At 70.0% G+C, this 25,779-nt stretch carries 33 protein-coding genes; 20 read left to right on the forward strand and 13 right to left on the reverse strand.

The annotated features are described in order from the left end of the window. Positions 1 to 859: hypothetical protein (locus VNJ48_RS20315; protein WP_325605534.1), on the forward strand; the 859-nt coding region annotated here is incomplete at its 5' end. Positions 860 to 929: 70 nt separating this feature from the next. Here VNJ48_RS20315 and VNJ48_RS20320 read toward each other — a convergent pair. Then, the gene (locus tag VNJ48_RS20320) at positions 930 to 2,210 is read right to left on the reverse strand and encodes an HNH endonuclease signature motif containing protein (protein WP_325605536.1); all 1,281 of its coding nucleotides are present in this window, start codon (positions 2,208 to 2,210) and stop codon (positions 930 to 932) included. Between the two features lie 164 nt (positions 2,211 to 2,374). Next, positions 2,375 to 2,647 (reverse strand): hypothetical protein, encoded by a 273-nt coding sequence (locus tag VNJ48_RS20325; RefSeq protein ID WP_325605538.1) that lies wholly within the window; start codon positions 2,645 to 2,647, stop codon positions 2,375 to 2,377. A 263-nt stretch (positions 2,648 to 2,910) separates the two neighbouring features. Between VNJ48_RS20325 and VNJ48_RS20330 the strand changes: the two genes are divergently transcribed. Further along, complete coding sequence (locus VNJ48_RS20330) at positions 2,911 to 3,054, forward strand: hypothetical protein (RefSeq protein WP_325605540.1); 144 nt, start codon at positions 2,911 to 2,913, stop codon at positions 3,052 to 3,054. A gap of 26 nt (positions 3,055 to 3,080) precedes the next feature. Here VNJ48_RS20330 and VNJ48_RS20335 read toward each other — a convergent pair whose 3' ends face one another. Beyond that, on the reverse strand, positions 3,081 to 3,977 hold the full coding sequence (locus VNJ48_RS20335; RefSeq protein WP_325605542.1) for an EamA family transporter: 897 nt from the start codon (positions 3,975 to 3,977) through the stop codon (positions 3,081 to 3,083). A gap of 71 nt (positions 3,978 to 4,048) precedes the next feature. Between VNJ48_RS20335 and VNJ48_RS20340 the strand changes: the two genes are divergently transcribed. The 3 genes from VNJ48_RS20340 to VNJ48_RS20350 all read left to right on the forward strand — a co-directional run bounded on the left by VNJ48_RS20340 (position 4,049) and on the right by VNJ48_RS20350 (position 6,742). Then, positions 4,049 to 4,915, forward strand: a complete 867-nt coding sequence (locus VNJ48_RS20340) for a LysR family transcriptional regulator (RefSeq protein ID WP_325605544.1) — start codon at positions 4,049 to 4,051, stop codon at positions 4,913 to 4,915. 79 nt (positions 4,916 to 4,994) lie between these two features. Continuing rightward, positions 4,995 to 5,537 carry a SigE family RNA polymerase sigma factor gene (locus tag VNJ48_RS20345; protein ID WP_325605546.1) on the forward strand — a complete coding sequence of 181 codons (543 nt, stop codon included), beginning with the start codon at positions 4,995 to 4,997 and terminating at the stop codon, positions 5,535 to 5,537. After that, positions 5,534 to 6,742: a hypothetical protein gene (locus VNJ48_RS20350; protein WP_325605548.1), complete on the forward strand. Its 1,209-nt coding sequence runs from the start codon at positions 5,534 to 5,536 to the stop codon at positions 6,740 to 6,742. Before VNJ48_RS20345 ends, VNJ48_RS20350 begins: the two co-directional genes overlap by 4 nt. 3 nt (positions 6,743 to 6,745) lie before the next feature. On the opposite strand, the gene VNJ48_RS20355 is transcribed toward VNJ48_RS20350, so the two are convergent. Next, positions 6,746 to 7,141 (reverse strand): DUF4446 family protein, encoded by a 396-nt coding sequence (locus VNJ48_RS20355; protein ID WP_325605549.1) that lies wholly within the window; start codon positions 7,139 to 7,141, stop codon positions 6,746 to 6,748. A 69-nt stretch (positions 7,142 to 7,210) separates the two neighbouring features. Here VNJ48_RS20355 and VNJ48_RS20360 point away from each other — a divergent pair, with 69 nt between their 5' ends. The 8 genes from VNJ48_RS20360 to VNJ48_RS20395 all read left to right on the forward strand — a co-directional run bounded on the left by VNJ48_RS20360 (position 7,211) and on the right by VNJ48_RS20395 (position 14,634). Further along, positions 7,211 to 8,077 carry a prephenate dehydratase gene (locus VNJ48_RS20360; protein WP_325605551.1) on the forward strand — a complete coding sequence of 289 codons (867 nt, stop codon included), beginning with the start codon at positions 7,211 to 7,213 and terminating at the stop codon, positions 8,075 to 8,077. A 9-nt stretch (positions 8,078 to 8,086) separates the two neighbouring features. Then, positions 8,087 to 8,773 carry a nickel pincer cofactor biosynthesis protein LarB gene (gene larB / locus VNJ48_RS20365; protein WP_325605552.1) on the forward strand — a complete coding sequence of 229 codons (687 nt, stop codon included), beginning with the start codon at positions 8,087 to 8,089 and terminating at the stop codon, positions 8,771 to 8,773. Continuing rightward, on the forward strand, positions 8,770 to 9,963 hold the full coding sequence (gene larC / locus VNJ48_RS20370; protein WP_325605553.1) for a nickel pincer cofactor biosynthesis protein LarC: 1,194 nt from the start codon (positions 8,770 to 8,772) through the stop codon (positions 9,961 to 9,963). The genes larB and larC overlap by 4 nt, the downstream gene beginning before the upstream one ends. Positions 9,964 to 9,990: 27 nt before the next feature. Then, a complete protein-coding gene (locus tag VNJ48_RS20375; RefSeq protein WP_325605554.1) occupies positions 9,991 to 10,596 on the forward strand; it encodes a TMEM165/GDT1 family protein in 606 nt (201 codons plus the stop codon). Continuing rightward, positions 10,593 to 11,768, forward strand: coding sequence for a GNAT family N-acetyltransferase (locus VNJ48_RS20380; RefSeq protein ID WP_325605555.1), 1,176 nt, complete (start codon positions 10,593 to 10,595; stop codon positions 11,766 to 11,768). Before VNJ48_RS20375 ends, VNJ48_RS20380 begins: the two co-directional genes overlap by 4 nt. 19 nt (positions 11,769 to 11,787) lie before the next feature. After that, positions 11,788 to 13,011 (forward strand): arginine deiminase, encoded by a 1,224-nt coding sequence (locus VNJ48_RS20385; RefSeq protein ID WP_325605556.1) that lies wholly within the window; start codon positions 11,788 to 11,790, stop codon positions 13,009 to 13,011. Positions 13,012 to 13,094: 83 nt separating this feature from the next. After that, complete coding sequence (locus VNJ48_RS20390) at positions 13,095 to 13,466, forward strand: cyclic nucleotide-binding domain-containing protein (RefSeq protein ID WP_325605557.1); 372 nt, start codon at positions 13,095 to 13,097, stop codon at positions 13,464 to 13,466. 16 nt (positions 13,467 to 13,482) lie between these two features. Further along, a complete protein-coding gene (locus VNJ48_RS20395; RefSeq protein ID WP_325605559.1) occupies positions 13,483 to 14,634 on the forward strand; it encodes an adenylate/guanylate cyclase domain-containing protein in 1,152 nt (383 codons plus the stop codon). 142 nt (positions 14,635 to 14,776) lie between these two features. Here VNJ48_RS20395 and VNJ48_RS20400 read toward each other — a convergent pair whose 3' ends face one another. From VNJ48_RS20400 to VNJ48_RS20410, 3 genes are read right to left on the reverse strand one after another with little or no spacing between them, the layout of a single operon-like run. Continuing rightward, positions 14,777 to 15,712 carry a DUF5926 family protein gene (locus VNJ48_RS20400; RefSeq protein ID WP_325605561.1) on the reverse strand — a complete coding sequence of 312 codons (936 nt, stop codon included), beginning with the start codon at positions 15,710 to 15,712 and terminating at the stop codon, positions 14,777 to 14,779. A gap of 11 nt (positions 15,713 to 15,723) precedes the next feature. Continuing rightward, complete coding sequence (locus tag VNJ48_RS20405) at positions 15,724 to 16,503, reverse strand: glycerophosphodiester phosphodiesterase (protein WP_325605563.1); 780 nt, start codon at positions 16,501 to 16,503, stop codon at positions 15,724 to 15,726. A gap of 36 nt (positions 16,504 to 16,539) precedes the next feature. Then, positions 16,540 to 17,127: a DUF664 domain-containing protein gene (locus VNJ48_RS20410; protein WP_325605565.1), complete on the reverse strand. Its 588-nt coding sequence runs from the start codon at positions 17,125 to 17,127 to the stop codon at positions 16,540 to 16,542. A gap of 87 nt (positions 17,128 to 17,214) precedes the next feature. On the opposite strand from VNJ48_RS20410, the gene VNJ48_RS20415 reads away from it, so the two are divergent. Then, entirely contained in the window at positions 17,215 to 17,628 is a 414-nt protein-coding gene (locus VNJ48_RS20415) for a DUF2177 family protein (protein ID WP_325605567.1), read from the forward strand. 9 nt (positions 17,629 to 17,637) lie between these two features. Here VNJ48_RS20415 and VNJ48_RS20420 read toward each other — a convergent pair whose 3' ends face one another. The 3 genes from VNJ48_RS20420 to VNJ48_RS20430 all read right to left on the reverse strand — a co-directional run bounded on the left by VNJ48_RS20420 (position 17,638) and on the right by VNJ48_RS20430 (position 19,878). Continuing rightward, positions 17,638 to 18,132: a DUF2087 domain-containing protein gene (locus VNJ48_RS20420; protein ID WP_325605569.1), complete on the reverse strand. Its 495-nt coding sequence runs from the start codon at positions 18,130 to 18,132 to the stop codon at positions 17,638 to 17,640. A gap of 218 nt (positions 18,133 to 18,350) precedes the next feature. Then, the gene (locus VNJ48_RS20425) at positions 18,351 to 19,556 is read right to left on the reverse strand and encodes an AAA family ATPase (RefSeq protein WP_325605570.1); all 1,206 of its coding nucleotides are present in this window, start codon (positions 19,554 to 19,556) and stop codon (positions 18,351 to 18,353) included. Positions 19,557 to 19,599: 43 nt separating this feature from the next. After that, positions 19,600 to 19,878 (reverse strand): hypothetical protein, encoded by a 279-nt coding sequence (locus tag VNJ48_RS20430; protein ID WP_325605572.1) that lies wholly within the window; start codon positions 19,876 to 19,878, stop codon positions 19,600 to 19,602. Between the two features lie 110 nt (positions 19,879 to 19,988). Between VNJ48_RS20430 and VNJ48_RS20435 the strand changes: the two genes are divergently transcribed. From VNJ48_RS20435 to VNJ48_RS20460, 6 genes are all read left to right on the forward strand, one after another. Further along, positions 19,989 to 20,870, forward strand: coding sequence for an Fpg/Nei family DNA glycosylase (locus tag VNJ48_RS20435; protein ID WP_325605574.1), 882 nt, complete (start codon positions 19,989 to 19,991; stop codon positions 20,868 to 20,870). A gap of 242 nt (positions 20,871 to 21,112) precedes the next feature. Further along, positions 21,113 to 21,331 carry a hypothetical protein gene (locus tag VNJ48_RS20440; RefSeq protein WP_325605576.1) on the forward strand — a complete coding sequence of 73 codons (219 nt, stop codon included), beginning with the start codon at positions 21,113 to 21,115 and terminating at the stop codon, positions 21,329 to 21,331. Positions 21,332 to 21,646: 315 nt separating this feature from the next. Continuing rightward, the gene (locus VNJ48_RS20445; protein ID WP_325605578.1) at positions 21,647 to 22,552 is read left to right on the forward strand and encodes a M23 family metallopeptidase; all 906 of its coding nucleotides are present in this window, start codon (positions 21,647 to 21,649) and stop codon (positions 22,550 to 22,552) included. Positions 22,553 to 22,576: 24 nt separating this feature from the next. Next, positions 22,577 to 23,008 carry a hypothetical protein gene (locus VNJ48_RS20450; protein ID WP_325605580.1) on the forward strand — a complete coding sequence of 144 codons (432 nt, stop codon included), beginning with the start codon at positions 22,577 to 22,579 and terminating at the stop codon, positions 23,006 to 23,008. 29 nt (positions 23,009 to 23,037) lie between these two features. Further along, a complete protein-coding gene (locus tag VNJ48_RS20455; RefSeq protein WP_325605582.1) occupies positions 23,038 to 23,436 on the forward strand; it encodes a VOC family protein in 399 nt (132 codons plus the stop codon). 82 nt (positions 23,437 to 23,518) lie between these two features. Beyond that, positions 23,519 to 24,100: a MerR family DNA-binding protein gene (locus VNJ48_RS20460; RefSeq protein WP_325605584.1), complete on the forward strand. Its 582-nt coding sequence runs from the start codon at positions 23,519 to 23,521 to the stop codon at positions 24,098 to 24,100. Between the two features lie 20 nt (positions 24,101 to 24,120). Here VNJ48_RS20460 and VNJ48_RS20465 read toward each other — a convergent pair whose 3' ends face one another. From VNJ48_RS20465 to aat, 3 genes are read right to left on the reverse strand one after another with little or no spacing between them, the layout of a single operon-like run. Then, positions 24,121 to 24,546, reverse strand: coding sequence for a hypothetical protein (locus tag VNJ48_RS20465; protein ID WP_325605586.1), 426 nt, complete (start codon positions 24,544 to 24,546; stop codon positions 24,121 to 24,123). 38 nt (positions 24,547 to 24,584) lie between these two features. Next, positions 24,585 to 24,998: a hypothetical protein gene (locus VNJ48_RS20470; RefSeq protein WP_325605588.1), complete on the reverse strand. Its 414-nt coding sequence runs from the start codon at positions 24,996 to 24,998 to the stop codon at positions 24,585 to 24,587. Positions 24,999 to 25,042: 44 nt separating this feature from the next. Next, positions 25,043 to 25,732, reverse strand: coding sequence for a leucyl/phenylalanyl-tRNA--protein transferase (gene aat / locus VNJ48_RS20475; protein ID WP_325605590.1), 690 nt, complete (start codon positions 25,730 to 25,732; stop codon positions 25,043 to 25,045). Between the last annotated feature and the right edge of the window lie 47 nt (positions 25,733 to 25,779).

The raw sequence follows: 25,779 nt of genomic DNA on the forward strand, positions 1-25,779 counted from the left end.
CGTGATCCCCATAGCCCAGGGCGAGTTCCAGCTGGTCCCACCCAAGACCTGGCCGGCAGACTGCTCGGTCGAGGAGCCGCCGCCTCCAACGACGCCCTCCCCGACGCCCACGCCGACGACCACCCCCACCCCGACGCCCACGCCGACAACCACGCCGACGACGCCTTCTCCCACCACCCCCACTCCCACGACCTCCACGACACTGCCCATCAGCCGGACCGAGGTGTATGAGGGCGCTCTCGACGGGGACGACCCCGACCTTCCGAACGTGATGGGGTCGCAAACCGGCAACAACTACCTCCCCGGGCCGGCCGCACTGTCCGACGACGACCCCGCCACTCGCATCCGGATCTCGTCCGCGTGGGCTGCTGACTGGGTGGCCGTGCTCGATGGGACCCCGGCGGCGACCGCCACCTCGATCAAGGTGACTGCCGTGGTGACCCCGGTCTACGTCGACCCCACCGACCCCGACCAGTACGCCGAGATCAAGTTGTCGCTCATCGACTACGTGGCCGACGGCTTCCTCTCGAACTACGCGCACGCCGCCGCCACGGCGAAGTTCCGCGTGGAGGCGGGCCAGACCCGAGCCATCGAGTGGACCATCGACGAGACGTGGCTCAACGGCACCCACGGCAACGACGGCGACCCCCTCGACTTCGACAAGGGCCTGCACTGGTACGACACCGACCCCTATGTCAACGACGGAGACAACGGGCCTCACGAATTTGCTGCCTTCCGCAACCGGCTGCTTGCCGGCCCAGGCTCGACGGTTGGCCTCTACATGGCCCAATACACGGGGGGTCATCCCTACGAGATCGACGTGAGCAAGGTCAGGATCGAGGCGGTCCGGCCTCAGTGATGCGGCCCGCCGGCTGGACCCATCAGCAAGGAGTCGCGCACCGGTCTGTCGCCATACGTCAGCGCACTCCTCACCGGCGGAGGTTGAACCGCACGTCCCCGTTGGGCAGCCGCTCGACCTGGTATGCCGAGTCGTGGGCGCGATGATGGTGGTGACTGCACAACAGGACGGCGTTGACGATGTCGGTGAGGCCGCCTGATGTCCACGGGATCCAGTGGTGCGCCTCGGACCAGGTGCCGGGGATGTCGCACCCCTCGGCGCGGCAGGTGCCGTCGCGGATCAGGAGCGCCCTGCGCTGCGGCGGGGTGAAGATCCGGCGGGCGCGACCCAGGTCGAGGACCTCGGACTGCCCGCCGAGGACGGCCGGGAGGATCTTGGCGTTGCGGGCCAGTCGGCGGACATCGGAGGCGGAGATCGTATCGCCGGTGAGGTCGTCGCCGGGCACGAGTCCGCCGCCGAGCAGGGTGGCTGCGGCGACCTCGGCGCGAAGGGCCTCCAGGCTCACGGTGACGACGACGGTGGTGGCGTCTCCACCATGGATGGGCAGCCGGGCGGGGTCGATGGTCTCGAGGAACTGACAGAGTGCCTCGCCCAGCCGGCGCGGGTAGGGCAGCCGCGTGAAGAGGTCGCCCTCCGCGCCCGGGTCGGCGTGCTCGGCCTTGCGAGGGTTGGCGAAGGCCTCGAGGTACGTCGCCAGGCGGGTCGCCGACGCGTCAGGGAGCCGTCCGGACAGGCGGGTGGTGCCGTCGCCGAGACGACGCAGGGTGAGGCGGGTCTGGCTGTGTGCCTCAACCTCGAGCTTCTCGAGCCGTCGCCCTTCCGCGGCGTCGACGAGATCGGGGGCCACGACCTCGAGCACGTGGCGGCCCAGGCGAGCCAGCTCGCGAGGGTCGAAGTCCGCTGCGTAGCCCACCAGCGTCTCTTCGGCCAGGCGCGTCACGTCGGCAGGCACGTCGTCGGGGAGGGCGTCGAGGGCGCGGACGATGACGCGCGCCTGCGCCGTGTTGACGCGGCCCTCGCGGAGCGCGGTTGCGACGACGCCCCGGTCGCGGTCGAGCGTGGTGGCGAGGCGGAGGTCGGCGCGAGCGTCCTCGAACCGGGCGTGGGTCTGGTGGGCCAGCCACGAAGCTGCGTCGCGGGCACCCGTCGCGTCGGCGACGTCGGCGGCGTCGGCGAGGACCCGCAGCCTGAGCTCGGTGACACGGGCCCCGATGCGGGACAGCTCGACCAACGCGGCGGCCTTGTCGTCGGTCGCCATGAAGGTGGGGTTGGTGTCAGCGACCGACTTCAGTGCCTGGTCCATCACCGAGGCGGCGGCCAGGATCGCGTGTCGGGCGGTGGGATCGGTCACGGTTGGCCTCCTTTCGACGATGTCCCACCACGGACGTGGTTGGACGATCGCCGCTCCTGGAGGCCCTCACGGGCAATTACTGACCCTCGCGACTTGCTCATCCAGCTCGGCATCTTGACTACCCGGTGACCGGATGAAGCGTTTCACCGACTATACCACAGGTGTCAAGCGATCCGCTCCGCGGAACCTGCGACGTCTGCCTCGATGGGTGCCGCTGACTCCTGCGGGCTGAGCGCACAGGTCTGGGCGAGACCGAGGGCCCAGCACGTCGGGCACCCGCGCAGCAGCACCACGGCCGGCACGAGGAGCAGGAGCGCGACCGGTCCCAGCCACGGCACCAGCACGAAAGCCGCCACCATCATCGGCAGACCCAGCGCTCCCCGGACGAGATGGCGAGGCACGCTGCTGCTGGCGAACATGGTGTCAGGCTGACTCATGTCGTGGGTTCGCCACCGACACCACGAACGGATGGCATCGCAGGCAGGGGGTCAGCACCACTCCTGAACGACAACCATCGCGCGGCGCTCGCTGTCCCGAAAGTCGCCCACGACGAACTCGCTCATCGGCGGAGCCTCACCGCATCGTCCGGACCCTGCCGCGACCCTCCATACTCCGTTGTGCCAGGAACGCCACATGCGTCCGCGGTGGTCGCTGCGACCACAGGGATCAATCAGCTCGGCAGGAGGATCAGATGCGATACGTGCCGGTTCCGTATCTGCTGGCACTGGTCGTCCTGGCACTCGGCATGTGGACGGATGACCCGATGGTGATCAACATCGTCGTCATCCTCGTCGCCATCGGGACATTGCAACTGGCGCTCGACGTTCACCGTCGACGCGACTGAGTCCGTGCGGATGGTGCGGGGCCACCTCACCGAACTGACGGCGCAACCTCGGGCGAGCTCGCGCTGTGGACACGCGGCGCGTCGTCGGTCCGGGCACCGCTGCGCGCGGCACCTATGCCGGCGGCGACGACGAACCCGATCCCGAGGACTGCCAGCAGGTTGGGCTTCTGGTGGAGAGCCACGAAGCCGATGAGCAGCGCGAAGGCGGGTTCGAGCGCCATCAACGTCCCGAAGGCTCCAGTCGTGAGCCGTCTCAGGGCGATCAGCTCGAGCACGAACGGGATGACGGGGAGCAGGAGCGCCAGGCCGAGGCCGAGGATGAGAAGCTCCGGTGTGAGGCGCCCGACGACACCGTGACCCGCGACGACCGTGGCCACCAACGCCGCGACCGGCATCGAGATCGCCAGTCCCGCGATTCCGCTGACCTCGTCGCCGACCTTCTGGGTCAGCACGATGTACGACGCCCAGCAGACCGCCGCGGCCAGGGCGTAGGCGATGCCGACCGGGTCAGCGGTTCCTGCCCACGGCTGGGTGAGCAGCAGCACCCCGATGAGCGCCGCCAGTGCCCAGAGACGACCCACGCCGCGCCCGCGGACGATGGCGACGCCCAATGGACCGAGGAACTCGAGGGCGCTCGCCGTGCCGAGCGGGAGCCGCGTGAGTGCCGCCATGAAGAGGATGGTCGCGCCGGCGGTGGCGAATCCCAGGCCAACGCTGGCGCGCACCGCCTTGCGGGAGAACGCCGAGGGGCGCGGGCGCACGATGGCCACAAGGAGGATGGCTCCCCAGGTCAGGCGCAGCCACGCCGCACCCGCGGCGCCGAGTTCGTCGATGAGACCGATGGAGACGGCGAGACCGAGCTGGACGCACAGCATGGCGGCAACCGCCATGGAAGCGCCGGTGCGGGAAGAGGGTTGATTCATGGGTCCAGTGAACGTCGTACCACCATTCACGTCCACGTGACTTTGACGGACATATCGTTCACGATGAGTGCATGGACGTTCGGCGGTTGCGCTTCCTGCTCGAGTTCTCGCGGCTGGGTTCCATGCACCAGGTGGCCGCCGAGCTGTCGACGTCGACGTCGAACGTCTCCCAGGCGATCGCGGCCCTGGCCCGAGACGTCGGCACGCCGTTGGTGGAACCCGACGGTCGGCGGGTCCGGCTCACCCCGGCCGGGCGGCGGTTGGCCGAGCACGCCGTCGCCATCCTCGCCGCCGTCGACGCAGCCCGTCTCGACCTCGACCCGAGCGCCGAACCGGCCGGAGTGTTGCGCGTGGCCGGGTTCGCCAGTGCTGTCACCCGCTCGCTCATCCCGGCGATGGGCAACCTCGCGTCCATCCACCCCGGCGTCGAGGTGCGGGTCCACGAGCACGAGCCGCTGGAGTGCTACGACCTGCTGGCCCGCGACGACGTCGACCTGGTCCTCACCTACGACTACGACCTGGCGCCGATGGCGTGGCGCAACGACCACGCAGTGACGTACATCTGGGACGTCGAGTGGGGGCTCGGGGTACCCACGGGTGAACGACGAATGTCGTTCGCAGATTTCGCCGGCAGCGACTGGATCGTGAACTCGCGCCACACCGCCGACGAGGACGTGCTGCGCGCCCTCGCGACCCTGGCGGGTTTCACGCCCCGCGTCGTCCATCGCATCGACTCCCTCGAGCTCGTCGACAAGCTCATCGTCGCCGGTCTCGGTGTCGCGTTGCTACCGAGCAGCCGCGCGTCGCACTCCGGGGTCAAGGTCCTGCCGATCAATGACCCTGGCGTCCGACTTCGTGCGTACGCCGTGACACGGCGTGGCCGGGATCAGTGGCCGCCGCTGCGTGCACTGCTCCATGAGCTGGAGGCGGCCCGCTGACCCCCGCTGAAATTGCAACCTTCCCTCCCCCATCTGCGTCTTGGTCTCGAACCGATGGAGGGGAACGATGGAGACACTGGTGAGAACGGGGGTGGGCATGGGCGACCGAGCGCAGAGACGCGACGACGAGTTCGCGGAATACATGCACGCCCGACAAGCAGGGTTGCTGCGTACGGCGTACCTGCTGACCGGAGACCGGCACAGCGCCGAGGACCTGGTCCAGACGTCGCTGGCGAAGCTGTACCTGTCGTGGGACAAGGTCCATGACCGGGGCTCGCTCGACGGCTACGTACGGCGGATCATGGTCAACGAGAACAACTCGTTGTGGCGTCGCGCCTGGAAGAAGCGGGAGTTCGCCAGCGAGACGATCCCGGAGCGACACGTCGTCGACGAGTACGACGTGGGTGCCCGAGGTGCGCTGTGGGACCTCGTCCAGACCCTGCCGCGCAAGGCGCGCGCAGTCGTCGTCCTCCGCTACTACGAGCAGCTGAGCGAGGCCGAGACGGCCGAGATCCTCGGCATCTCCGTCGGGACCGTGAAGTCCCAGGCCAGCCGCGCGCTCGCCACGCTGCGCGAACGCGCACCCGAGCTTGACCCCAGCACCACCGAGGAGGAGCGATGAACACCCACCACGACGAGCTCGAGCAGATGCTCGGCCGCGACCTGCACCAGCAGGTGGACGGGATGAGCACCGTGCCCTTCGGCTTCAGCGAGGTGCAGGGCCGGGCCCACCGGATCCGCCGCAACCGCCGGATCACGGCAGGAATCGCCCTCGCGGCCGCCGTCGCGGTGATCGTCCCGGTGGGACTCACCGTCGGCGGCACGCTGCAGAGCAAGGACGAGATCCAGCCGGCACCGTCGCCGAGCGTCCCGGCCGAGGTGTCACGCACCACGCTGACGGTCAACGGACTGCCGCACGGCCACGCACCCGAGATCGAGTACTTCACGGTCGACGGCGTCGTGCTCCCCGGTGAGGGGACCCAGCAGCTGCCCGAGAGCTACCAGGCGCTGGTGCCCAGCAGCGCCGCGGGCGGCTGGATCGCCCTCGGCCCGAATCGTGAGGAGGTGATCTACCTGTCCGAGGACTTCGAGCGGCTGGGCAGCTCCCCGGCGTCGGGCTACGGCTTCGCGACCACGCCGGAGCGTGACTACGTCTCGTGGGTGGTCCCTGAGAACGGCGTCCAGACGCTGGAACTCCGGTCCACCACCGACCCGGACAAGACGACCTCCTGGGAGCTCCCCTCGTCTCCGCCCGCCGGTGTCGTCGGGATCCTCGGACCGGACTCGGTGGTCTACGAGACCCAGAGCCGGAGCGGGACCACGGTCGGTCTGGCCACGCCGGAGGGGCTGACCATCGAGCTGCCGTACCTCAACGCCCTCGGAGTCGATCCCGTCAACGGACTGATCTCGGTGCAGACCTCGAGCACCGACAACACCGGGTGCTTCGCCGTCATCAAAGCGGCCACGTTGGCGCCGGCGTGGGAGACCTGCGACTACAAGCTCGGCTCGTTCAGCCCTGACGGCGCGTACGTCATGGCGACGGCGGCCGACTCCGACGGCTTGGGCCCGACCATGGTCTCCATGCTCGACTCGCGGACCGGCGACCTGGTGGCCGAGTTCGCGTCTGCGGGCCGGAAGCAGGTCACCCTCATCCGGCCGGCGTGGGAGTCGGGGAGCACCATCATCGCGACCGCCATCGAAGGCACCACCACGACCATGGTGCGGATGTGGGTCGATGGCGCCCTCGAGGAGGTGGCCGACCCGGTCGACGCCAGTGAGTACGGCGACGTCCCCTACTACGTGGGCGACAACCGGGCGTCCCTGTGACACCTACGGCCGAGCGTGCGCGATCGCTTCGTCCTCCTCGGGCGAGAGCTGCTGCTCGCACGACCAGGCGGTGATCGACTTGGCGTACGTCCTTGCCTCGCTCCGACCGTGGATCGAGGTGAGGACGACGCCGTTCCCGGCGTCGTCGAGGAGCGCGATGCTCCAGCTCAGGTGTCCGCCCACGTCGCCGAACGCGTCGTAGCGCACGACGGAGAGGTGCCGCAGCGCATCGGCCGCCTCGACCTTGAGGGCGGCGACCTCCTGGCGGAGGCCGTGGACGTCCTCGGGCAGCGCGTCGACGGAGGGGCGCTTCGCCGTCGCCGTACGCCGCAGTGCGACCACCGCCAGGACGAGAGCCGCCGAGGCGGCGACCAGGGCAAGGACAGCGACGATCAGCACGGTGCCGACACTAGGCGGCACCTGAGACGACGCGGTCGCGACACGACCGCGCGTGGAAAGATCGCGACCGTGACCCCCGTCCCGCCAGCCCCGCCCTCCCCGCGCCCCAGGATCGCCTACCAGGGCGAGCCGGGTGCCAACTCCCACCTCGTGTGCCAACAGCACTACCCCGGCTGGGAGGCCGTCGCGTGCGCATCGTTCGAGGACGCCTTCGCGAGTGTGGAGGCCGGCGAGGCGGACCTGGCGATGATCCCGATCGACAACTCGATCGCCGGCCGGGTGGCCGACATCCACCACTTCCTGCCGACCAGCGACCTGCACATCGTCGGGGAGAGGTTCCTGCGCATCCAGTTCGCCCTGATGGCCGCTCCCGGAGCCACGACATCGTCGTTGCGCACGGTCCACAGCCACGTCCACGCCCTGGGCCAGTGCCGCGGAGTGATCCGGGAGCTCGGACTGACCCCCGTCGTCTCGGGGGACACCGCCGGTGCCGCCCGCGAGGTCGCGGAGGCGCAGGACCCGACCCAGGCGGCGATCGCGCCGCCGCTGGCCGCCGAGATCTACGGCCTGGAGATCCTGCGCCGGGACGTGGAGGACGAGGAGCACAACACCACGCGTTTCATCGTGCTCTCCCGCGACTTCGACCAGGCCCCCCGCGACGGCGGCCACGTGGTCACGACCTTCATCTTCAACGTGCGCAACCTGCCGGCCGCGCTCTACAAGGCGCTCGGTGGCTTCGCCACCAACGGGGTCAACATGACCAAGCTGGAGAGCTACATGGTCGAGGGCCACTTCACCGCCACCCAGTTCCTCGCCGAGGTCGACGGTCACCCCGATGACCCGGGGGTCAGGAACGCCCTGGAGGAGCTGGCCTTCTTCACCACCGAGGTCAAGGTCCTCGGCGTCTATCCCGCCGACGAGTTCCGCAGCCGCTAGGTTCGCCGGGTGGACGACAACCGCACCGCCGACCTGGGCTTCGCCCGGATCGACCTGGACCGCGCGGCCCGCACCGGTGATCCCGAGGTCGTGTACGGCGCCGGCAAGACCCCGGAGCAGGTGGCCGCGATCCTGACCACCCTGCACGAGCGCCACCCCGACCGCGCCGTCCTGGCCACCCGGCTGAGTCCCGAGGCGATGGACGCGGCTGCGGCCGTCGGCGCCGAAGTTCACCGCGTGGCACGTGCTGCCACGTGGGGCCCCCTGCCGGCCCAGCGCGGACGGGTGGGCATCATCTCCGCCGGCACCTCCGACGCCCCCGTCGCCGCCGAGGCGGCCCTGACCGTCGCCGTGCACGGCGCCGAGGCCGTGGTCATCAACGACGTGGGCGTCGCCGGCCTCCACCGCCTGCTCGCGGTGCGCGACAGCCTCGAGTCGCTCGACGTGCTGATCGTCGTCGCCGGGATGGAGGGCGCCCTGCCGTCGGTCGTCGGCGGACTGGTGGGTGCCCCACTCATCGCAGTGCCCACGAGCATCGGCTACGGCGCCTCGTTCGGCGGCCTCGCAGCGCTCCTCGGGATGCTCAACTCCTGTGCCCCCGGGGTCACCGTGGTCAACATCGACAACGGGTACGGCGCAGGCGTGGCCGCCGCCCGGATCTGCCGGGTCGAGCCCCGGGTGGAGGTGGAGCGGTGAGCATCTGGATCGACGCCTCTGCCGGCGCGAGCGGCGACATGCTCCTCGGGGCGTTGGTGGGGGCCGGGGTGCCCCTGGAGGTCCTGACGGCAAGCATCGACGCGGTCGCACCCGAGCCCGTCTCGCTGCGACCGGAGCCGGTCAGCCGCAACGGCTTCGCCGCCCTGCGCTGCCACGTCGTGGTGGCCGACTCGGTGCACCACCGCAGCTGGCGTGAGATCCGCACCCTGCTCGGGTCTGCCGACCTGGACCCGCAGGTGCGAGACCTGGCCCTCCGCTGCTTCGAGCGGCTCGCCGTCGCCGAGGCGCGCGTCCATGGTGCCGACCCGCTCGACGTGTCCTTCCACGAGGTCGGCGCGCTCGACGCGATCGCGGACGTCGTGGGTGTGTGCGCCGGTTTCGTCTGGCTGGTGGGCAGCGACGACACGGGTCCGGGCGACCTCCCTCGCGTCACCGTCTCCCCCGTCGCCGTCGGGTCCGGCACGATCACGGGCGCGCACGGGCAGATGCCGGTGCCGCCGCCTGCGGTCGTCGAGCTGCTCCGCGGCGTACCGTCCCTGGCTGGTCCTGGCAGCGCCGAGTCGTGCACGCCCACCGGTGCTGCACTGCTGACCACGGTCGCCGACGCGTGGGGCCCTCAGCCCGCGATGACCGTGAACGAGGTCGGGATCGGGGCCGGCGGGCGAGACCCGGACACGCATGCCAACGTCCTCCGTCTCCTCGTGGGCACCTCCGCCGGGCGCGACGAGCGACCCCTGCTCATCGAGTCCAACATCGACGATCTGGACCCTCGGGTCTGGCCCTCCGTCATCGCCGCCCTTCTCGTCGCTGGCGCGAGCGACGCGTGGCTCACGCCGATCCTGATGAAGAAGGGGCGCCCCGCCCACACGCTGTCGGTCCTGACCAGCAGCGACCGGGCCGAGGCCGTGCGGTCGGCGATCTGGCGCCAGACCTCCACCATCGGCGTACGCCAGATCCCTCTCGACAAGCACGCGCTGGACCGGGAGATGGTGTCGGTCGACGTGTCGGGTCACGCCATCGACGTCAAGCTGGCCATGGACGGCGACGAGGTGGTCAACGCACAGCCGGAGTGGGACGACGTCGCCCGAGCCGCCGCCTCCCTGGGGCGTCCCGCCAACGACGTCCTCGCGGACGCGATCGCAGCCACCCGGGCGCTACTTCGGGGCTGAGACGCTTGCGGCCGTAGGGTCGCCCGCGTGGATCTCGTCGTCGTCGCGCTGACCTTCGCGGCGATCTTCGTCGTCGAGCTGCCCGACAAGACCTTCATCGCCACCCTGGTGCTCTCGACCAGGTTCCGGCCCCTGCTGGTGTGGATCGGCGTGGCGCTCGCGTTCCTCGTCCAGTCGCTGGTCGCGGTCGGGCTGGGCAAGGCGGCGACGTTCTTGCCCGAGACCTGGGTGCAGGGGGCCGCCGTGGCGATGTTCCTCATCGGCGCGATCATCCTGCTGCGCGAGGCCCGGGCCCACGACGCAGCCGAGGGCGAGGAGGAGGAGCTCGCCGCCAGAGCGGGCAACGCCGGCAACACCGGGGGCTTCCGGGTCGTCCTGACCAGCTTCCTCGTGCTGTTCGCCGCCGAGTGGGGCGACCTGTCGCAGCTGCTCACTCTCTCGCTCGCCGCGAAGTACGACGACCCGGTCAGCGTCTTCCTCGGCGCGTGGGGCGCCCTGCTCGCCGTGAGCGGTCTCGCTGTGGTCGTCGGGCGGGTGCTGCTCGCGCGCATCACGCTGAGCCTGCTCCATTATCTGGGCGCGGGGGTGTGCCTGTTCATGGCATGTTTGACGGTGTGGGAGATGACGCGATGAACGATCTGGTGACCATCCGCGATCGTTTTCGTGAGGTCAACGGCGAGCACCCGATGACCGAGGCCGACGACGCCTACGCGCGCGAGCACTTCCGACCGGCCACGGCCGACCAGCTGGCCGACATCGCGGTGGGACGCCTGCCCCTCCCTGCATACGTCCTGAGCGACGGCACCCCGGTGGTGGCCGACATCAGCGAGGTCCTGGCCGCCGCCGGCGGGGTCGCCGAGCTGCACGACTGGTTCGTCGAGTTCTGGCCCGGCGACCCCGCGACGGCTGAGTTCGAGTGGGACACCTTCCTGTCGGGCCAGTACGTCTGCCTGCGCACGCTCGACCCGATCACCATCCGTCGCCGGGCGGTGCTGCTCGACCAGGCCCAGGCAGCCGTCGACGCGCTCCGTGCCGATCCCCGGGACGAGCTGGCCCAGGGGTCTCTTGCCGAGGCCGTCGACGGTGGGCTCAGCGTCGCCGGGCTGGACGAGCTCTTGTTGCCGATGACCGCCTACGACCGGTTGCGCTTCGGCGGCCCCACGGTCCGTGATCTGTGGGTCGACATGGTGCGGGCCGAGTTCCACGACCCCCAGCCTCCACCGCTGCCCCTCCGCACCAAGCGCCTCACCCTGCGCCGCGTCGTCCTCGAGGATGCGCCGGTCCGGGCGCGGGCGTGGACCCATCCGGACTTCGTCCGCTACCTCCTCCACCCCGAGCGCGTTGCCGCGGAGACGACGTTCGAGACCTACCGGCACTGCCAGCCGCCCCCCGAGGGCCCGCACCGGTTCCTGGGTCTGGTGATGGAGCACGAGGGTGAGCCGGTCGGCAACGTCGTGCTCTTCTTCCAGGGCGCGGGGGTCGCGACGGCGGAGATGGGTTGGACGCTGTATCCCTGGGCCGCGGGGAAGGGCTTGGCCACCGAAGCCGCGACGGAGCTGCTCCGGGTGGCCTTCGAGCACTACGGCGTACGCCGCGTGGTGGCCAACCTGGATGCCGAGAACCAGCGCTCGGCGGCGTTGGCCGAACGACTGGGCATGCGACGCGAGTCCCACAAGCTGGCCGACTTCTGGTCGAAGGGACGCTGGACCGACTCCTACGAGTACGCCATCCTCCGCGGCGAGTGGGAAGCGCAGCACTGTGCGGAGTCAGCTCCGGACTCCAGCAGGGGTACGCCCGCCGGCTGACGATCGCTAGGCTCCCCCCATGGCTCACTCCCACGGCGCTGACAGCGAAGTCGGCACGCTCTCCACCGTCATGCTCCACCGGCCCGGCAACGAGCTGAAGCGACTGACCCCTCGCAACAACGACAAGCTGCTCTTCGACGGGATCCCGTGGGTGAGTCGCGCGCAGGAGGAGCACGACGCCTTCGCCGAGACCCTGCGTCAGCGGGGCGTCGAGGTCCTCTACCTGACCGAGCTGCTCACCGAGACCCTCGGCAGCGCAGACGCACGCGAGCACGCGATCCAGTCCGCACTCAGCGGGCTCCACCTCGGCGACACCCTGCGCACCTACCTTCTCGGCGCTCTCCGTGACGCCTCCCCCGAAGAGCTCACCGGGTTGCTGACCGAGGGGATCCGCAACGACGAGGTGCGCGGCGGTCACGGCCTCGTGACCAGCCTGATGAGCCCGTACGACTTCCTGATCGATCCCCTGCCCAACCTGCTGTTCACCCGCGACTCCAGCGTGTGGATCCGCGACCGGGTCGCGATCACCAGTCTCGCGATGCCCGCCCGTATGCGGGAGACGCAGCTGACCGAGCTCATCTACACCGAGCACCCGCGCTTCGCCGGCAACACCCAGAAGATCCACGGATGGCACAACGAGCACGTCGAGGGCGGAGACGTGCTCCTGCTCGCGCCCGGCGTGATCGCGGTGGGGGTCGGGGAGCGGACCACACCGGCCGGCGTCGAGCGCCTGGCCCGGCAGGTCTTCCATGCAGACCTGGCCCACACGGTGCTCGCGGTGCCGATCGCCCAGGAGCGCGCCACCATGCACCTCGACACGGTGTGCACGATGGTCGACGTCGACAAGGTCGTGATGTATCCCAACGTCGCCGACACCTTGCGCGCCTACGCCGTCACGGTGCGGGAGCGGGGCGAGACCGACGTCGACCTGACGCTGGACGTTGCCGGCGCGGAGCCGTTCCTGGTTGCTGCTGCCAAGGCCATGCAGATCGACACGCTGCACCAGATCGACACCGGCCTGGACCCCGTGACCGCCGAGCGCGAGCAGTGGGACGACGGCAACAACACCTTGGCGCTGGCGCCGAGGGTGGCCGTGGCCTACGAGCGCAACGACGAGACCAACGACCGCCTCGAGGAGGCCGGCATCGAGGTCATCCGCATCGCCGGCTCCGAGCTCGGGTCGGGACGCGGCGGGCCCCGCTGCATGTCGTGCCCGGTCGAGCGCCAGCCGCTCGAGGTGTGACACAGACCCCCGCGACCCACCCATACCTTCGCGGGAGGATCCGCGTTGGGAGGTCAACACCCAACAGCTGAGAGGCCAGGCTCATGAGTTCCATCTTCGACTCACTCACACCCTCTGAAACCCAGCGGGTCCGACTTGCCGGCACGCCGCTGAAGCTCCCCGAGGGCTGGTCCCCGATCGGTGAGCAGACTCCCGCCGACAAGGCGTACATCCTCACCTCCGGCGAGGTCTCCGTCCGTCGCGACGGCACCGAGATCGCCCGGCTGGGCGCAGGGCAGGTGATGGGCGAGGCAGCGATCGTCAACCGGACCCTGCGCACCGCCACCCTCGTCGCGCTCACCCCGCTGGAGGTCATCCACTTCACCAAGGAGCGGCTCGAGGAGCTGATGGCGGACATCCCTGCGTTCGCGCAGGCGCTCGACGACGCGGCCCGCGAACGTCACGGCGACGCCTGAGCCACCGAGTCCCGACATGAGTGATCCTGCGGACCTCGGCGATGCCTTCGACTCGATCGAGGCCTTCCTCCTGGGTGGACCGCCGAGCCTGACCCGGGTCGAGGTCGCCGAGCGCGCCGGCGTCCCCCTCGAGGTGGCCCAGGAGCTGTGGCGCCTGCTCGGCTTCGCCCACGTCACCGACGAGGTGGTCGCCTTCACCGAGAGCGACGTCCACGCGCTGCGACTCACGACCGACCTCATGGACATGGGCATCCTCGGGCCGGACTCACAAGCCGCTCTCGTCCGCACCTGGGGACGCAGCTACGCACGGCTGGCGGAGTGGCAGACGTCGCTGCTCGCCGGGCTGGCGGTGGAGGGCCCCGACCCCGACGTGCGGCTGGCGGAGCTGGCGACAGGGGTGCTCCCGCGGGTGGAGGCCCTGCAGTCCTATGTATGGCGCCGCCACCTCACCAGCGCTGCCAGCCGACTCATGAGCACCGGCTCTGCCAGCGACCCGGAGCGCACCATGGCCGTCTGCTTCGTCGACATCGTCGGCTACACCACCCACAGCAAGTCCCTCGAGGAGGACGAGCTCGTCGTCTGGATCGAGAACTTCGAGCAGGTCGCCACCGGCACGGTGGTCGACCACGGCGGCAGGGTGATCAAGACGATCGGTGACGAGATCATGTTCACCACCGACGACCCGGTTGCCGCCACCGAGATCGCCCTGGCCCTCACCGAGCGTGGACTCGACGAGGACGATCCCTTCCCCGCCGTGCGCGCTGGCATCGCCTACGGACTCGTCGTCAACCGCCTGGGCGATGTCTTCGGCTCGACGGTCAACATCGCCTCCCGCCTCACGTCCGTGGCGCGACCCGGCTCGGTGGTGATCGACCGCGGGGCCCACGCCGCCCTGTCCGACGACGGCGGCGACGACGAGCGCGCCGAGGACGTCGTGGACGTCGTGGACGTCGACGGCAGCAATGACGCCGCGGAGGGCCGCCCGGACGACACCGTGGCGCCGTCCCGCGGTCCCGCCGGCACCGAGCACGTCGAGGAGAAGCCTGCCCAGCCCGCAGGCACCGACACCGAGCTCCCTGCCTACCGATTCCGGCGACTGCGCCGGGTGTCCGTCAAGGGCTACAGCCGGCTCGAGGCCTGGCGGGTCCAGCGACCCAAAGGGGACTGAGCTGGGGCGACGAAGGTCGCGTGGGCCTCAACAAGAGAAATTGAAGCGCCCGGCCGATGTCGACGGGGGAGACAACAACGGCCGGGCAACTAGAAACCTACATCCGCCACACGCCTCGGACAAGTCCGGGGGGATCATTTGACTAACGAATAGTCACTTGACGGTTGGCCAGGCCCGCTCGGGCGGACCGTTCGTGCGTGCTGAGGTCACCCTCTTGGGCTAGTGCGTCTGCCAGCGCCGCGGCGAACGCGGCCGCTGGCTTCTCCAGCACCTCGGCGCCGGTGCCGACGGGCAGGTCCCACACCGGGGCGAGCAGACCGTGCGCCCGGAACATGCCCACGAACCGCGAGCCGACGGCCACGGAGTCCTCGCCAGCCGCGTGGAGCCGTGCCAGCGCGTCGAGCAGCTCGTCCTCCGGGTGGGGCATCACCCACCGCAGGTGCTCCTTCGGACCGACGTTGGTCCAGTACGCCGCCTCCACACTCTCGAGCCGTGCGGTCGGGCTGGCTGCGGAGTTGGCCTGCTCGAGGGCGGCCGCCGTCGCGTCGTCCTGGTCCTCGACGTCATCGAGCCAGTAGGCGAAGCCGTCGTGGACGGTGATGTCGAGCGACTCGCCCGTGATGAGGTCCTGCAGCCTGGGGCCCTCCCCGGGCGGGGACGTCAGGCCGATGATGCCCGACTGCTCGGTCGCGATCGCGGCTTCGAGCACGGCGCCGAGGTCACGCGACGGGTCGCCGTACTGGTGCGCCACCTGCAGACCGAGCCAGATCGCGCCGCTGTCGCGGACCATCGCCGGCGCGGCCATGGGCAGCAGGGTGCACAGCCGGACCTCCCGGTCGGTGCCGGGCACCGTCAGGGGCGCGGTGGCTGCCGGGACGAGCTCGCGCATCGCAATGACGTCACACTCGTCGGGCAGGCCGTCGAACGGTCTGTTGACGAAGGCGGGAGCCGCCCCCCCGCTCGCGCCGTGGCATGCCTTGTAGCGCTTCCCCGAGCCGCAGGGGCAGGGCTGTCGAGGCCCGACCTCTCCCTCGACGGGCGCGTTGTCACGGGCTTTGGTGCGGGACTTCTTGGCCATGTGGCCAAACGCTATACGTCCAGCAGCTCCAGCACGTAGGCCGGCTTGTCGGTGATGACCGCGCTGACCCCCAGGTCGACGCAGAGCTGCAGGTCTTCCGCGGTGTTCACGGTCCAGACATGGATCTCACGGTCGGCCAGGCGCAGGTGCTTGCCGAGACCTGGGTGGTCGCGCAGCTCCTTGACCCCCGGCCCGATGATCCAGTCGCGGTCGGCGACGCGCTTGAGCATCGGCCAGTGGTGGGCCTTCTCGACCAGGGCCACGACCGGGACCTGCGGCGCGAGCCGGTTGACGCGCTGCAGCGCAGTGACGCTGAAGCTCATGACGCGCGCCGGCGAGTCCGGGCCGGTCCAGCCGAAGTCGGCCAACAGCTGGACCAGCCGGCGCTCGACCAGCCCACCGAACCGGGTCGGGTGCTTGGTCTCGATCGCGATCTCCACCCGACGGCCCGCGTCGGCGACGGTCTCCAGCAGCTTGCGCAGCGTGAGCACCCGACTGTGCGCCGGGTCGTCGTCTCCTGCCTCGTCGTCCAGCTCGGCCCACGGGTTCTTCCACGACGCGAAGTCGAGCTCGTCGAGGTCGGCCAGGTTCATGGTCGAGACGACGCCCTTGGTGGCAGCCGTCCGCTGCAGGTTGCGGTCGTGCACGCAGACCAGGTGCCCGTCCGCGGTCAGCCGGACGTCGCACTCGAGGGCATCGGCCCCGACCTCGATCGCGCGTTGGTAGGCACGCAGCGTGTGCTCGGCGTTCTCGTGGCTGGCGCCCCGGTGTGCGACGACCTGCGGCCTCATGAGAACGAGAGTAGGCCACCAGAAAGGACGTGGTGGTCAGCTCGCCGCGCGCCGCCAGGGCTGGATGAACTCGTTGCCGGGGATGTCGTGGACGGCCATGGTCAGCTGACCGGCCTGGGCGCCGTCGAGCTGCTCGCGGATGAGGTCCGCGTGACCGGCGTGCCGGGCGAACTCCTCGATCTGGTGGAGCGCCAGCATGCGCGCGGTCACGGGCATGGGCTCGAGCCGGCCGAACCACGGCGCCGGGGCCGCGAGCACCTGCGCGTCGGGATCCATGGACTCGATCGCCGCCAGCAGGGCGGCCGTCGCGTCGTCGTACTGCTGAAGGACCTGCGCGAGGGTCTCGTCCTCGGTCAGCGCGAAGCTGCCGTAGAACAGGGCGATGTCGGTCTCGGTCACCTGCCAGCCGCGTTCGCCGCGCTCGCACGCCCCCCGTGTCTGCCAGACGGGCCAGGTGATGCTGAGATGTTTGAGGATGCCGCCGATGCTGAGCTCGCTCCGGGTCGGGCACTCGCGGGCCTCCCGCTCGGTGAGGCCGAACGCGGCGGCGCGGACGGACTCGACCTGCTCGCGGAGGAAGGTGGCGAGGGCGGCTGCTTCGTCGAGCGGGGCGGGCTGGATCATGAGTGCTCCTGTGGTTGGTTTCGTTGACTACCTCGACCCTCTCGCCAGACGCGGACCGATCGTGTCCGCTAGACGCATACTTCGGTCATGCCTTCGTGGATCACGCAGTATGTCGTCGCCGTCATCGTCTTCTGCCTGATCGACCTGCTCTGGCTGACCGTGGTTGCCGGCGACCTCTACGACGAACAGATCGGATACCTGCTCGCCGACGAGCCCCGGGTGGGTGCGGCCGTCGCGTTCTATGCACTCTTCGTGGCCGGCCTGGTCTTCTTCGTCATCCACCCAGCGGTCGGCGACGGTTCCTGGCGGCGCGCGGTGCTCGCCGGTGGGTTCTTCGGCCTCGTCACCTACGCCGCCTGGGATCTCACCAACCTGGCTGTGCTCGAGGGCTTCCCGGTCGCCCTCGTGGCGATCGACCTCGCATGGGGGACGTTCTTGGCCGCGACGGTGTCGCTGGCGACCTACGCGATCGCCTCGATGCTTCCCGGCGACACCCGCTAGATCCGCACGTCAGCCGGTCAGGACGAAGCCGGGCAGCCACGCCGCCTCCCAGCGCGGGATCTCCTGCAGCTCGACGCGCGACCGGACCGGCGCCGCCCTGGCCACCCAGTAGCGCCCCTCGGCGCGCTCCAGGTAGTGATAGTTCACGAGCTCTCGGCGCAGATAGGCGAAGTCCTCGTGGACTGCGGACAGGACCTCGTTCACCTCGGGTTCGGCATACACGCGGCCCGGCTCGAACCGGGCCAGCACCTCGAGCAGCGCGCCGGCACGGGTCTTCCGCTTGGCGGGGACCTGCGCGAGCCGACCGTCGGTGAACAGCCGCGCCACCAGCCGCTCCTGCTCGACCCGGGCTTCGTCGTACGCCGCCTGGTCGGCCGGCGAGTGCCTGGCGGTCGCCAGGGGCGGGGTCTGTCCCTCGACCGCGGCCCGGGCGGCGGTGTAGGTCTCGCCGGTCTCGGACATCCGCGTGCGGACGACCTGCTTGAAGTCTCGGTCTCTTGTCACGTCTGCTCACTCCGACTGCGTTGCGTCCCCAGTCCGCCGCCGCAGTGCGTGTGAAGCGACGAGTCCTACCTGACCGCCCGAGGATCCGCTCCCCTTCGCCACCTCGCTCGGACTGGGGCCGATGCGCGGGCTGGGCGCTGGACGGCGCCGCTGCGGGAGATCCTCACACAGCAACGGGACCACCGCCACCCCATTGCCCGGGGCGCAGTGGCTGGCACTCAGCCGGCGTGCTCGCGGAGGTAGCGCCCGAAGTGCGGGACCGTGAAGGCGATCCGGCCGCGCTCGCCGGAGTAGATGAGGCCCTTCTTCAACAACGCATCGCGAGCCGGGGAGAGCGACTGCGGCTTCTTGCCGAGAGCGGCGGCGACGTCGGCCGTCGGCACCGCATCGACCGCGGGGTCCTCGGACGCGGCCCCGACGTCGGCCATGGCCCGGAGATACTCCCGCTCCCCCGGCGTCGCTCGCTCGTAGCGGGACCCGAAGAAGCCGACCGCGAGCTCCGACTCGGCCTCGGGGGTGGCGACGCGCACGTCGTCGAGCGTGATCGGCGACCGTGGAGCCCGGTCCCAGACCGCCTTGCCGTAGGCCTGGATGAAGTAGGGGTAGCCCCCCGTGGCGGCATACATCGCAGTGAGCGCCTCTTCGGTGAACGCAGCGTCCTCCTCGGTCGCCGGAGCCGTGAGGGCGCGGTCGGCGGACTCACGGGCCAGACGGTCGATGCGTTGATAGTGGAACAGGCGTTCGGAGTAGGACTTCGACGCAGAGAGCACCGCGGGCAGATGGGGCAGTCCGGCACCCACGACGATCACCGGCAACCCCGACTGGCTGATCTCGTGGCACGCAGCACACAGTGCCGACACGTCGTCCGGCCCGAGGTCCTGCATCTCGTCGATGAACACCGCGATGCCCGTGCCGACGTCGGCAGCGAGTCCACCGACGTCGGTGAAGAGCTCGACGAGGTCGATCTCGATGTCGCCGGAATCTGCGCGCCCGCGGACCGCAGGCGCATCGATGCCCGGGTTCCACTGGTCCTTCAGCCTGGCACCGGCCCCTGCCCCTGCGTCGCGGTGCGCGAAGGCCTTGATCACCCCGAGCACGTGGTCGACGCTGTCCGGATCGGGGTGCCCGAGCTCGCGCACTGCCTGGTGGAGCGCGCTGCTCAGCGGACGGCGGAGCGCCTGGTCGGGACGGGCCTCGAGCTTGCCGGTCCCCCAGCGGCGGCGTACGGCAGCCGATCGCAACGCGTTGAGGAGCACCGTCTTGCCGACACCCCGCAGGCCGGTCAGCACGAGCGAGCGCTCCGGGCGGCCTTTGACCACCCGCTCGAGCACCACGTCGAAGGCCCGGAGCTGCTCGTCACGACCCGCGAGCTCGGGCGGCCGCTGCCCGGCACCGGGGGCGTACGGGTTCCTGATCGGGTCCACCCCGAGACCGTATCGGGGGATCTAGCAGATTCCCTAGATCTGCTCAGCCGGCGTGGTCGAAACGAACAGGCCGCCGCTTCGCGTGGTCCTCGCGGGATGCCTTGACGGCGTACGACGCCTCGAGCCCGCGCTGCAGCATGTCGATCAGCGCCGGCACCTCCTCGACCGGGAGGCGGAAGGAGCCGCTGCACTCGTTGTCACGCCAGAGCGAGACGACGACGAGGTCTGCGTCGTGGTGCCACGTGACGCGAAGAGCGCGGCCCTGCCCGCGGGCGTCGAAGAAGATCGACCCCGTCAGCGGCAGCGGTCGCGGGATGGCCATCTCGTCATTGTGCCCACCCCGTCAAGACCCTCGGTCAAGGTCTCGCCATCGAGGTCTGGCCGGGACGCTGACCCCCCGACGACCGACGAGGACGTGCCTAGACTCTGCCCATGCCCGAGCTGCCCGAGGTGGAGGCCCTGGCCCTGGACCTGAAGGGCCGGCTCCTCGACCGTGCGATCACCCGGATCGACCTGGCGGCGTTCAGCGCGCTGAAGACGTTCGACCCGCCGCTGCACTCACTGCACGGCACCCTGGTGGAGGACGTGACGCGGCACGGCAAGTTCCTCGACATCACCGCCTCCGGCACCCACCTGGTCATGCACCTGGCTCGCGCCGGCTGGGTGCGCTGGCGCGACGAGGTGCCGGCGCTGCCCGCCAGGCCCAACAGCAAGAACCCCCTCGCGGCGCGAATCGTGATCGACGACCCCGACTCCGACACCCAGCCCGGGCTGGACGTGACGGAGGCCGGCACCAAGAAGAGCCTGGCGATCTACGTCGTGCGGGACCCGCAGGACGTGCCGGGCATCGCGAGGCTGGGCCCCGACCCGCTCGACGACGCGTTCACCATCGACGTGCTCAGCCAGATCCTGCAGTCCGAGGGCCGCAAGCAGATCAAGGGCGTCCTGCGTCATCAGGGCACGATCGCGGGCATCGGCAACGCCTACTCCGACGAGCTGCTGCACGCGGCCCGGATGTCGCCGTACAAACCCGCCAACGCGCTCACCGACGACGAGCTCCAGGGGTTGTACGACGCCATCCGCGGGGTGCTGGGCGCAGCGGTCGAGCGGTCACGCGGCCTGCACGCCAGCGAGCTCAAGGGCGAGAAGAAGACGAACCTCGCCGTCCACGGCCGCGCCGGTGAGAAGTGCCCGGTGTGCGGGGACGTCGTCCGGGAGGTGTCCTTCGCCGACTCCAGCCTGCAGTACTGCGCGACCTGCCAGACCGGCGGGAAGCCGCTGGCCGACCGGCGGATGAGCCGGTTGCTCAAGTAGTCAGCCGTCCCCCGGCGATACTGACTCCGATGAAGGGTACGAACGCGTGGCCCACTCCTGAGGACGGCTGGCCGTCCTGGTTGTGGTCCGTGCCCTATGACGGAAGCCGCCATCCAGGGGCTACGTCTTCGACGTCGATCAGAAGCGGAGCGAACTGCCAGCGGTATGCCTACGCGGTCCTCGAACAGTACGGCCGGCAGGTGCCGCCGTTTCGATCCAGTGAGCTGTGGGAGGACACGACCATGACCCGGCTCGTCCATGGGGAACCTGCGCCACTCGACGTCCTGCTGTTCAACAGCGCTCCGACATCCTGGGGAGCGCACGTCGCCGTACTCATGGCGGAGGGGCAGCTGCTCCATCTCTCACGTGACGTCGGCCGGCCAGCTGTGTGGACCTGGGCAGAGTTCGCGACGCGCCCGCGATACCGGTGCTTCCTCGGCGCCAAACGAGTGACGCCGTAGCCGGATCTTCACGCCGCCACGATCCCACCGGACCAGGACGTCCGGGACTCGGCGCGTCGCCTACCGAACAGTCGGGGGGTGCGGTGGCGCCCACCACCCCCTGACTGTTCGGTAACAGTCCAGCGAGCTTCGCCGGTTCACGCAATCCGCTGCGGTGCTGCGGCGAGGCGTTCAGACTGGTCACAACGCGCGTCCAGGGCTACATGCGGCCAGCATGGGTGATGAGAGCTGCCAGGCCGGTGCCGGCTTCGTGCGCAACTGCCTCCATCGTCGTGGGCGGGTTCGGTGCCACCTCAGGTGCGAAAGAGCAGGCGTGTGCTGAGTCAACACTTCGACACGGCGACATCGACGGAGCCCACCGGCTACGTCGGCGCCGGGAAGCGGCGGGCGCGCAGGACGGACCCCCGGCGCGGCGCCCCTGGATCGTCACGACGGTTCCTACGGCCACCGGTCTCCGTCCTGGTAGGCCTTGCTGCGATCACGCTGGCGACCGGCGGAGCGCTCAGCAGCGATCCCGTTGAGCTCACCACCGGATATGCCGCTCCACCAAGCACCGGACAGGCGGTCCCACCATCGGACGTCTGGCATCAGGCGAGCGAGACCACCCAGGTCAACCAGCTCGAGCTCGTCGTCAGCCGCTCCGCGCCTCGCCGCGAAACACCATCGACCCTGGGCGCCGCGGCCGCGGCGAAACGGCGTGAGCAGGCGTTGCGACAACTGCGGACTGCGGCGAATCGCCGTGAACGGACATTGCGGCAGCTGCAGGCGGCAGCTGATCGCCGTGCTGCTGCGGCTGAAGCGCGGCGACGGTGGATCGAGCTGAACCGATGGACCTTGCCGGTGACCTCGTATCGCCTCACGGCAGTCTTCGGGGAGAGCAGCTACCTGTGGAGCACGGTCCACACCGGACTCGACTTCGCCGCACCCGAAGGAGCACCCATCTCCTCCGTCGCGACAGGCACGGTGACAGAGTCCGGCTACGCCGGGTCGTACGGGTACAGAACGGTCATCACCCACCCGGACGGCACGGAGATCTGGTACTGCCACCAGTCGAGCATCGGAGTTGATGTCGGCGAGTCGGTAGGACGCGGCGAAGTGATCGGTCTGGTCGGCAGCACGGGAAACGTGACGGGCCCGCACCTCCACCTCGAAGTGCGTCCCGGGGGCGGGGATCCAGACGATCCCTACGCAGCGCTGGCCAACCGGGGTGCCCGACCCTGATCCGACGCAGGCAGGATGGGCGCCATGAGGTCGGGGGGTTGGGTGCTGCTCGGGGCAGCAGGGTTCGCCGTGATGGTCGGCGCCAGCGCCTGGGCCCCGTTGCAGCCGGAGCTGTTCACGAATGGCGCCTGTGAGATTGCGCCGTGCGGCACCCTCGAGGACCCCGAGAGGTGGCGCCGGGCGTGGCGGCTCTGGATGGCCGGGGCCCTGGTCGCTGCAGTCGCTTCGGCGTTCGTCCTCCCTCCACGGCGCCCGGATTGGCAGGACGTCCTGCTTCTCGTCGCGTCTGCGGTGCTGCTCGTCCTACCCGTGGCCCTCCTTGCTGGTGTGCTGTCGCTCGTCACCTCCGTGCAGGGCGTAGCCACAGGCGCCGTGTGGGTCCCGCTCGTGTGGGTCGCGGTGCTCGGGTCGTGGGTACGGGCGAGACCGGCCGCTCTTCTCAATTCCGGACGCTGATTGTCCGCATTGCCGCCTAGCCTCGCCGTATGGACATCAAGCCGAAGCTCGATCTCGTGATCCTCGACTGTCCCGATGCGCTGGAACTCGCCCAGTTCTACGCACAATTGCTGGGCTGGCCGCTTGAGGAAGGAGCCGATCAATCGTTCGCGACGTTGGTACCGCCCGGCGGCGGCGTGACACCCGACAATCCGGACGGCAGAGCCACCCTGGCGTTCCAGCGGATCGACGATTGGGTGACGCCCACCTGGCCCGGGGGCGAACACCCGCAACAGTTCCACCTGGACTTCAGTGTCGGCGACATCGACGCTGCGGAGCCGCAGGTGCTCGCCTGCGGGGCCCGGAGACACCAGCATCAGCCGTCCGCAGACGGTGGGTTCCGGGTGTATCTGGACCCAGTCGGACACCCCTTCTGCCTGATCCGCTGACTAACCGCAACCGAGAACACTGCTGGCCGAGCCAGCTCGCAGCCCCGGTGGCCACCGGCTCTACCCCGACCAGACGGTCACGGTGCTGCGTGTCATCAAGGCCGCACAGCGACTGGGGTTCACCCTGGACGAGGTCGCGGACCTGCTGGCCATGGGGCGCCATCGTCATGGCCGCAGTCCCGACGCCGGACTCCAGGCCCAAGCACGGATCAAGCTGGTGGAGATCGAGGAGCGGATCGCGCGACCTCACGACCATTCACGAGAACCTCCGCACCGCCCTCGACGCAGGCTGCGACGACCTCGCCGTCTGCGCCACGACCGACTGCTGCCCGCTGCCGTTCGTGGCGATCACGAGCAGGCCGACCACCACGAACGGCTGGAGCAACTGATGCGCTTGCGCGACCGCCACCTCGTGGGAGCCGGTGCCGCTGCGTGCGCCGTGTGCTGCGCCGCCCCCATCCTGGGGTTGCTCGGCATCGCCGGCGCTGCCGCGACCCTCGCCACGCTGGTGTTCGCCGGAGCAGTGTTCGCCGCCGTGGTCGGCGTCGCCGCACTAGCGGCGCTGGTGGTCAGTCGCCAACGCGCGCCCGCTGCGGCGGCATGTGGCACCGTTCCAGCAGGGCCGGTCGGGCTCGAGCTCACACCTCGTCCGGACCGGTCCTGAGGCTCGGCGGCTGACGGGGTCTACGGCGCCTCGGGCTCCTCCAGGGAGCACGTCTCCGTCATGTAGTCGTCGAACACGTCGACGGCCTCGTTGTCGCTCTTGGAGAGATCCTTGTCGATCTCCTCCAGCTCCTTGGCGGTGGCGTCGTCCTCGATCTTGGCCATCTCCTCGACCATGACTTCGAAGCCCTTGCGGCCTTCGTCGGAGAGGCCCTTGGGGGTGCCGACCTTCTCCATCTCCTTGCCCCACTTCTTGACCGCGGCCACGGTTTCCTTCTGGGACGGTTCTTCAGCCAGGTCGATGTCGTCGAACAGGCTGTTGACCGCCGTGCAGAACTCCTTCTCGGAGGCGTCCGACGGGGGACCACCCATGCCGCAGCCCACGGCGGAGGCGCCGACGAGAACGAGGGAGGCGGTGAGCATGGCGTGCTTGATGTGCGGCTTCATGTGCTCATGATGCCCTACTCGCCGGTTCCGGGCGTCCATCAGGCGCCGCAGGTGTTGGTCATGAAGTGGGCGAACGCCTTCTCCTCGTCGTTCTCCCAGTTGCCGTACACCCAGTTGAGCGACCCGCCCTCGACGTCGCTTGCCTCCAGGTCGTCGGCCCGGTCGACGAACCTCTCGAACCCGACGCGTGCTTCCGAGGACATGTTCTCCGGGGTCCCGACGCGGACGAACTCCCGCGCCCAGTCGCGGAGCAGTTGTGCGAGCTCCTCCGCGGAGGGGCGCGAGAAGTTGGCACCTGCCCGGGCCATGCCCTCGACGACGAGCCAGTCCTGGGCAGCGCAGAAGTCCTCGATCGAGGCATCCTCGGGTGCTCCGGCGGCCGCACCCCCGCCTCCGCACGCCACCACCGACGCCAGGGCGACGATCGTCACCACCACCTGCTTCACGCGCATTCCTGCTCCCCCGTTGTCGACCGGCACTGATCATCCCACGGACCTCAGCGGAGGGGTCCCGGCAGCGGGAGCGCGAGGGCGTCGGGCAGCGAGTTGAGGTATGCCGCACGCGGGATCTCGACCACGCCGAGGGAGGCGAGGTGGGGCGTCTGCCACTGCACGTCGAGCACCCGCTGGTCGGCGTGCTCGTCGCTGAGCACCTCGACCAGGCCCATCAGTGCCACCTTGGACGCATCGCGCTCCCGGTGGAACATCGACTCACCGGCGAACAGGCCGCCGATGCCCACGCCGTAGAGCCCCCCGGCCAGCCGACCCTCCCGCCACGCCTCGACCGAGTGCACCCAGCCGAGACGGTGCAGCTCGAGGTAGGCCGCCCGGATTGCCGGACTGATCCAGCCGTCCGGTCGGCGGCGATCGCCGCACGCGTCGATGACCTCCTCGAAGGCGGTGTCGACCCGGATCTCGAAGTGACGCGCAGACCTCCGCAGCGAGCGGGACACGACGAGCCCATCGAGGGGGAGCACACCTCGGCGTACGGGCGAGAACCAACCCATCGGCGCCCTCCTTCCTTCACCGGGTCCGCCGTTCGGCATCGGGAACAGTCCTTGGGAGTACGCCGCAAGCAGCGTCCCCGGCGCCAGGTCGGCGCCCACCCCGACGAGGTCGTCGTCGGGGTCCCAGTCGCCGGGGTCGGGGAAGACCCACGCGGAGGGCTCGGGCAGGACGGGCGGCACGATGGCACGTTAGCCAACTCGGCGACAACGTTTCGTGGGCTGCCGGC

Origin of the sequence: Nocardioides sp., from assembly GCF_035576065.1 — a bacterium.
Classification (GTDB): Bacteria; Actinomycetota; Actinomycetes; order Propionibacteriales; family Nocardioidaceae; genus Nocardioides.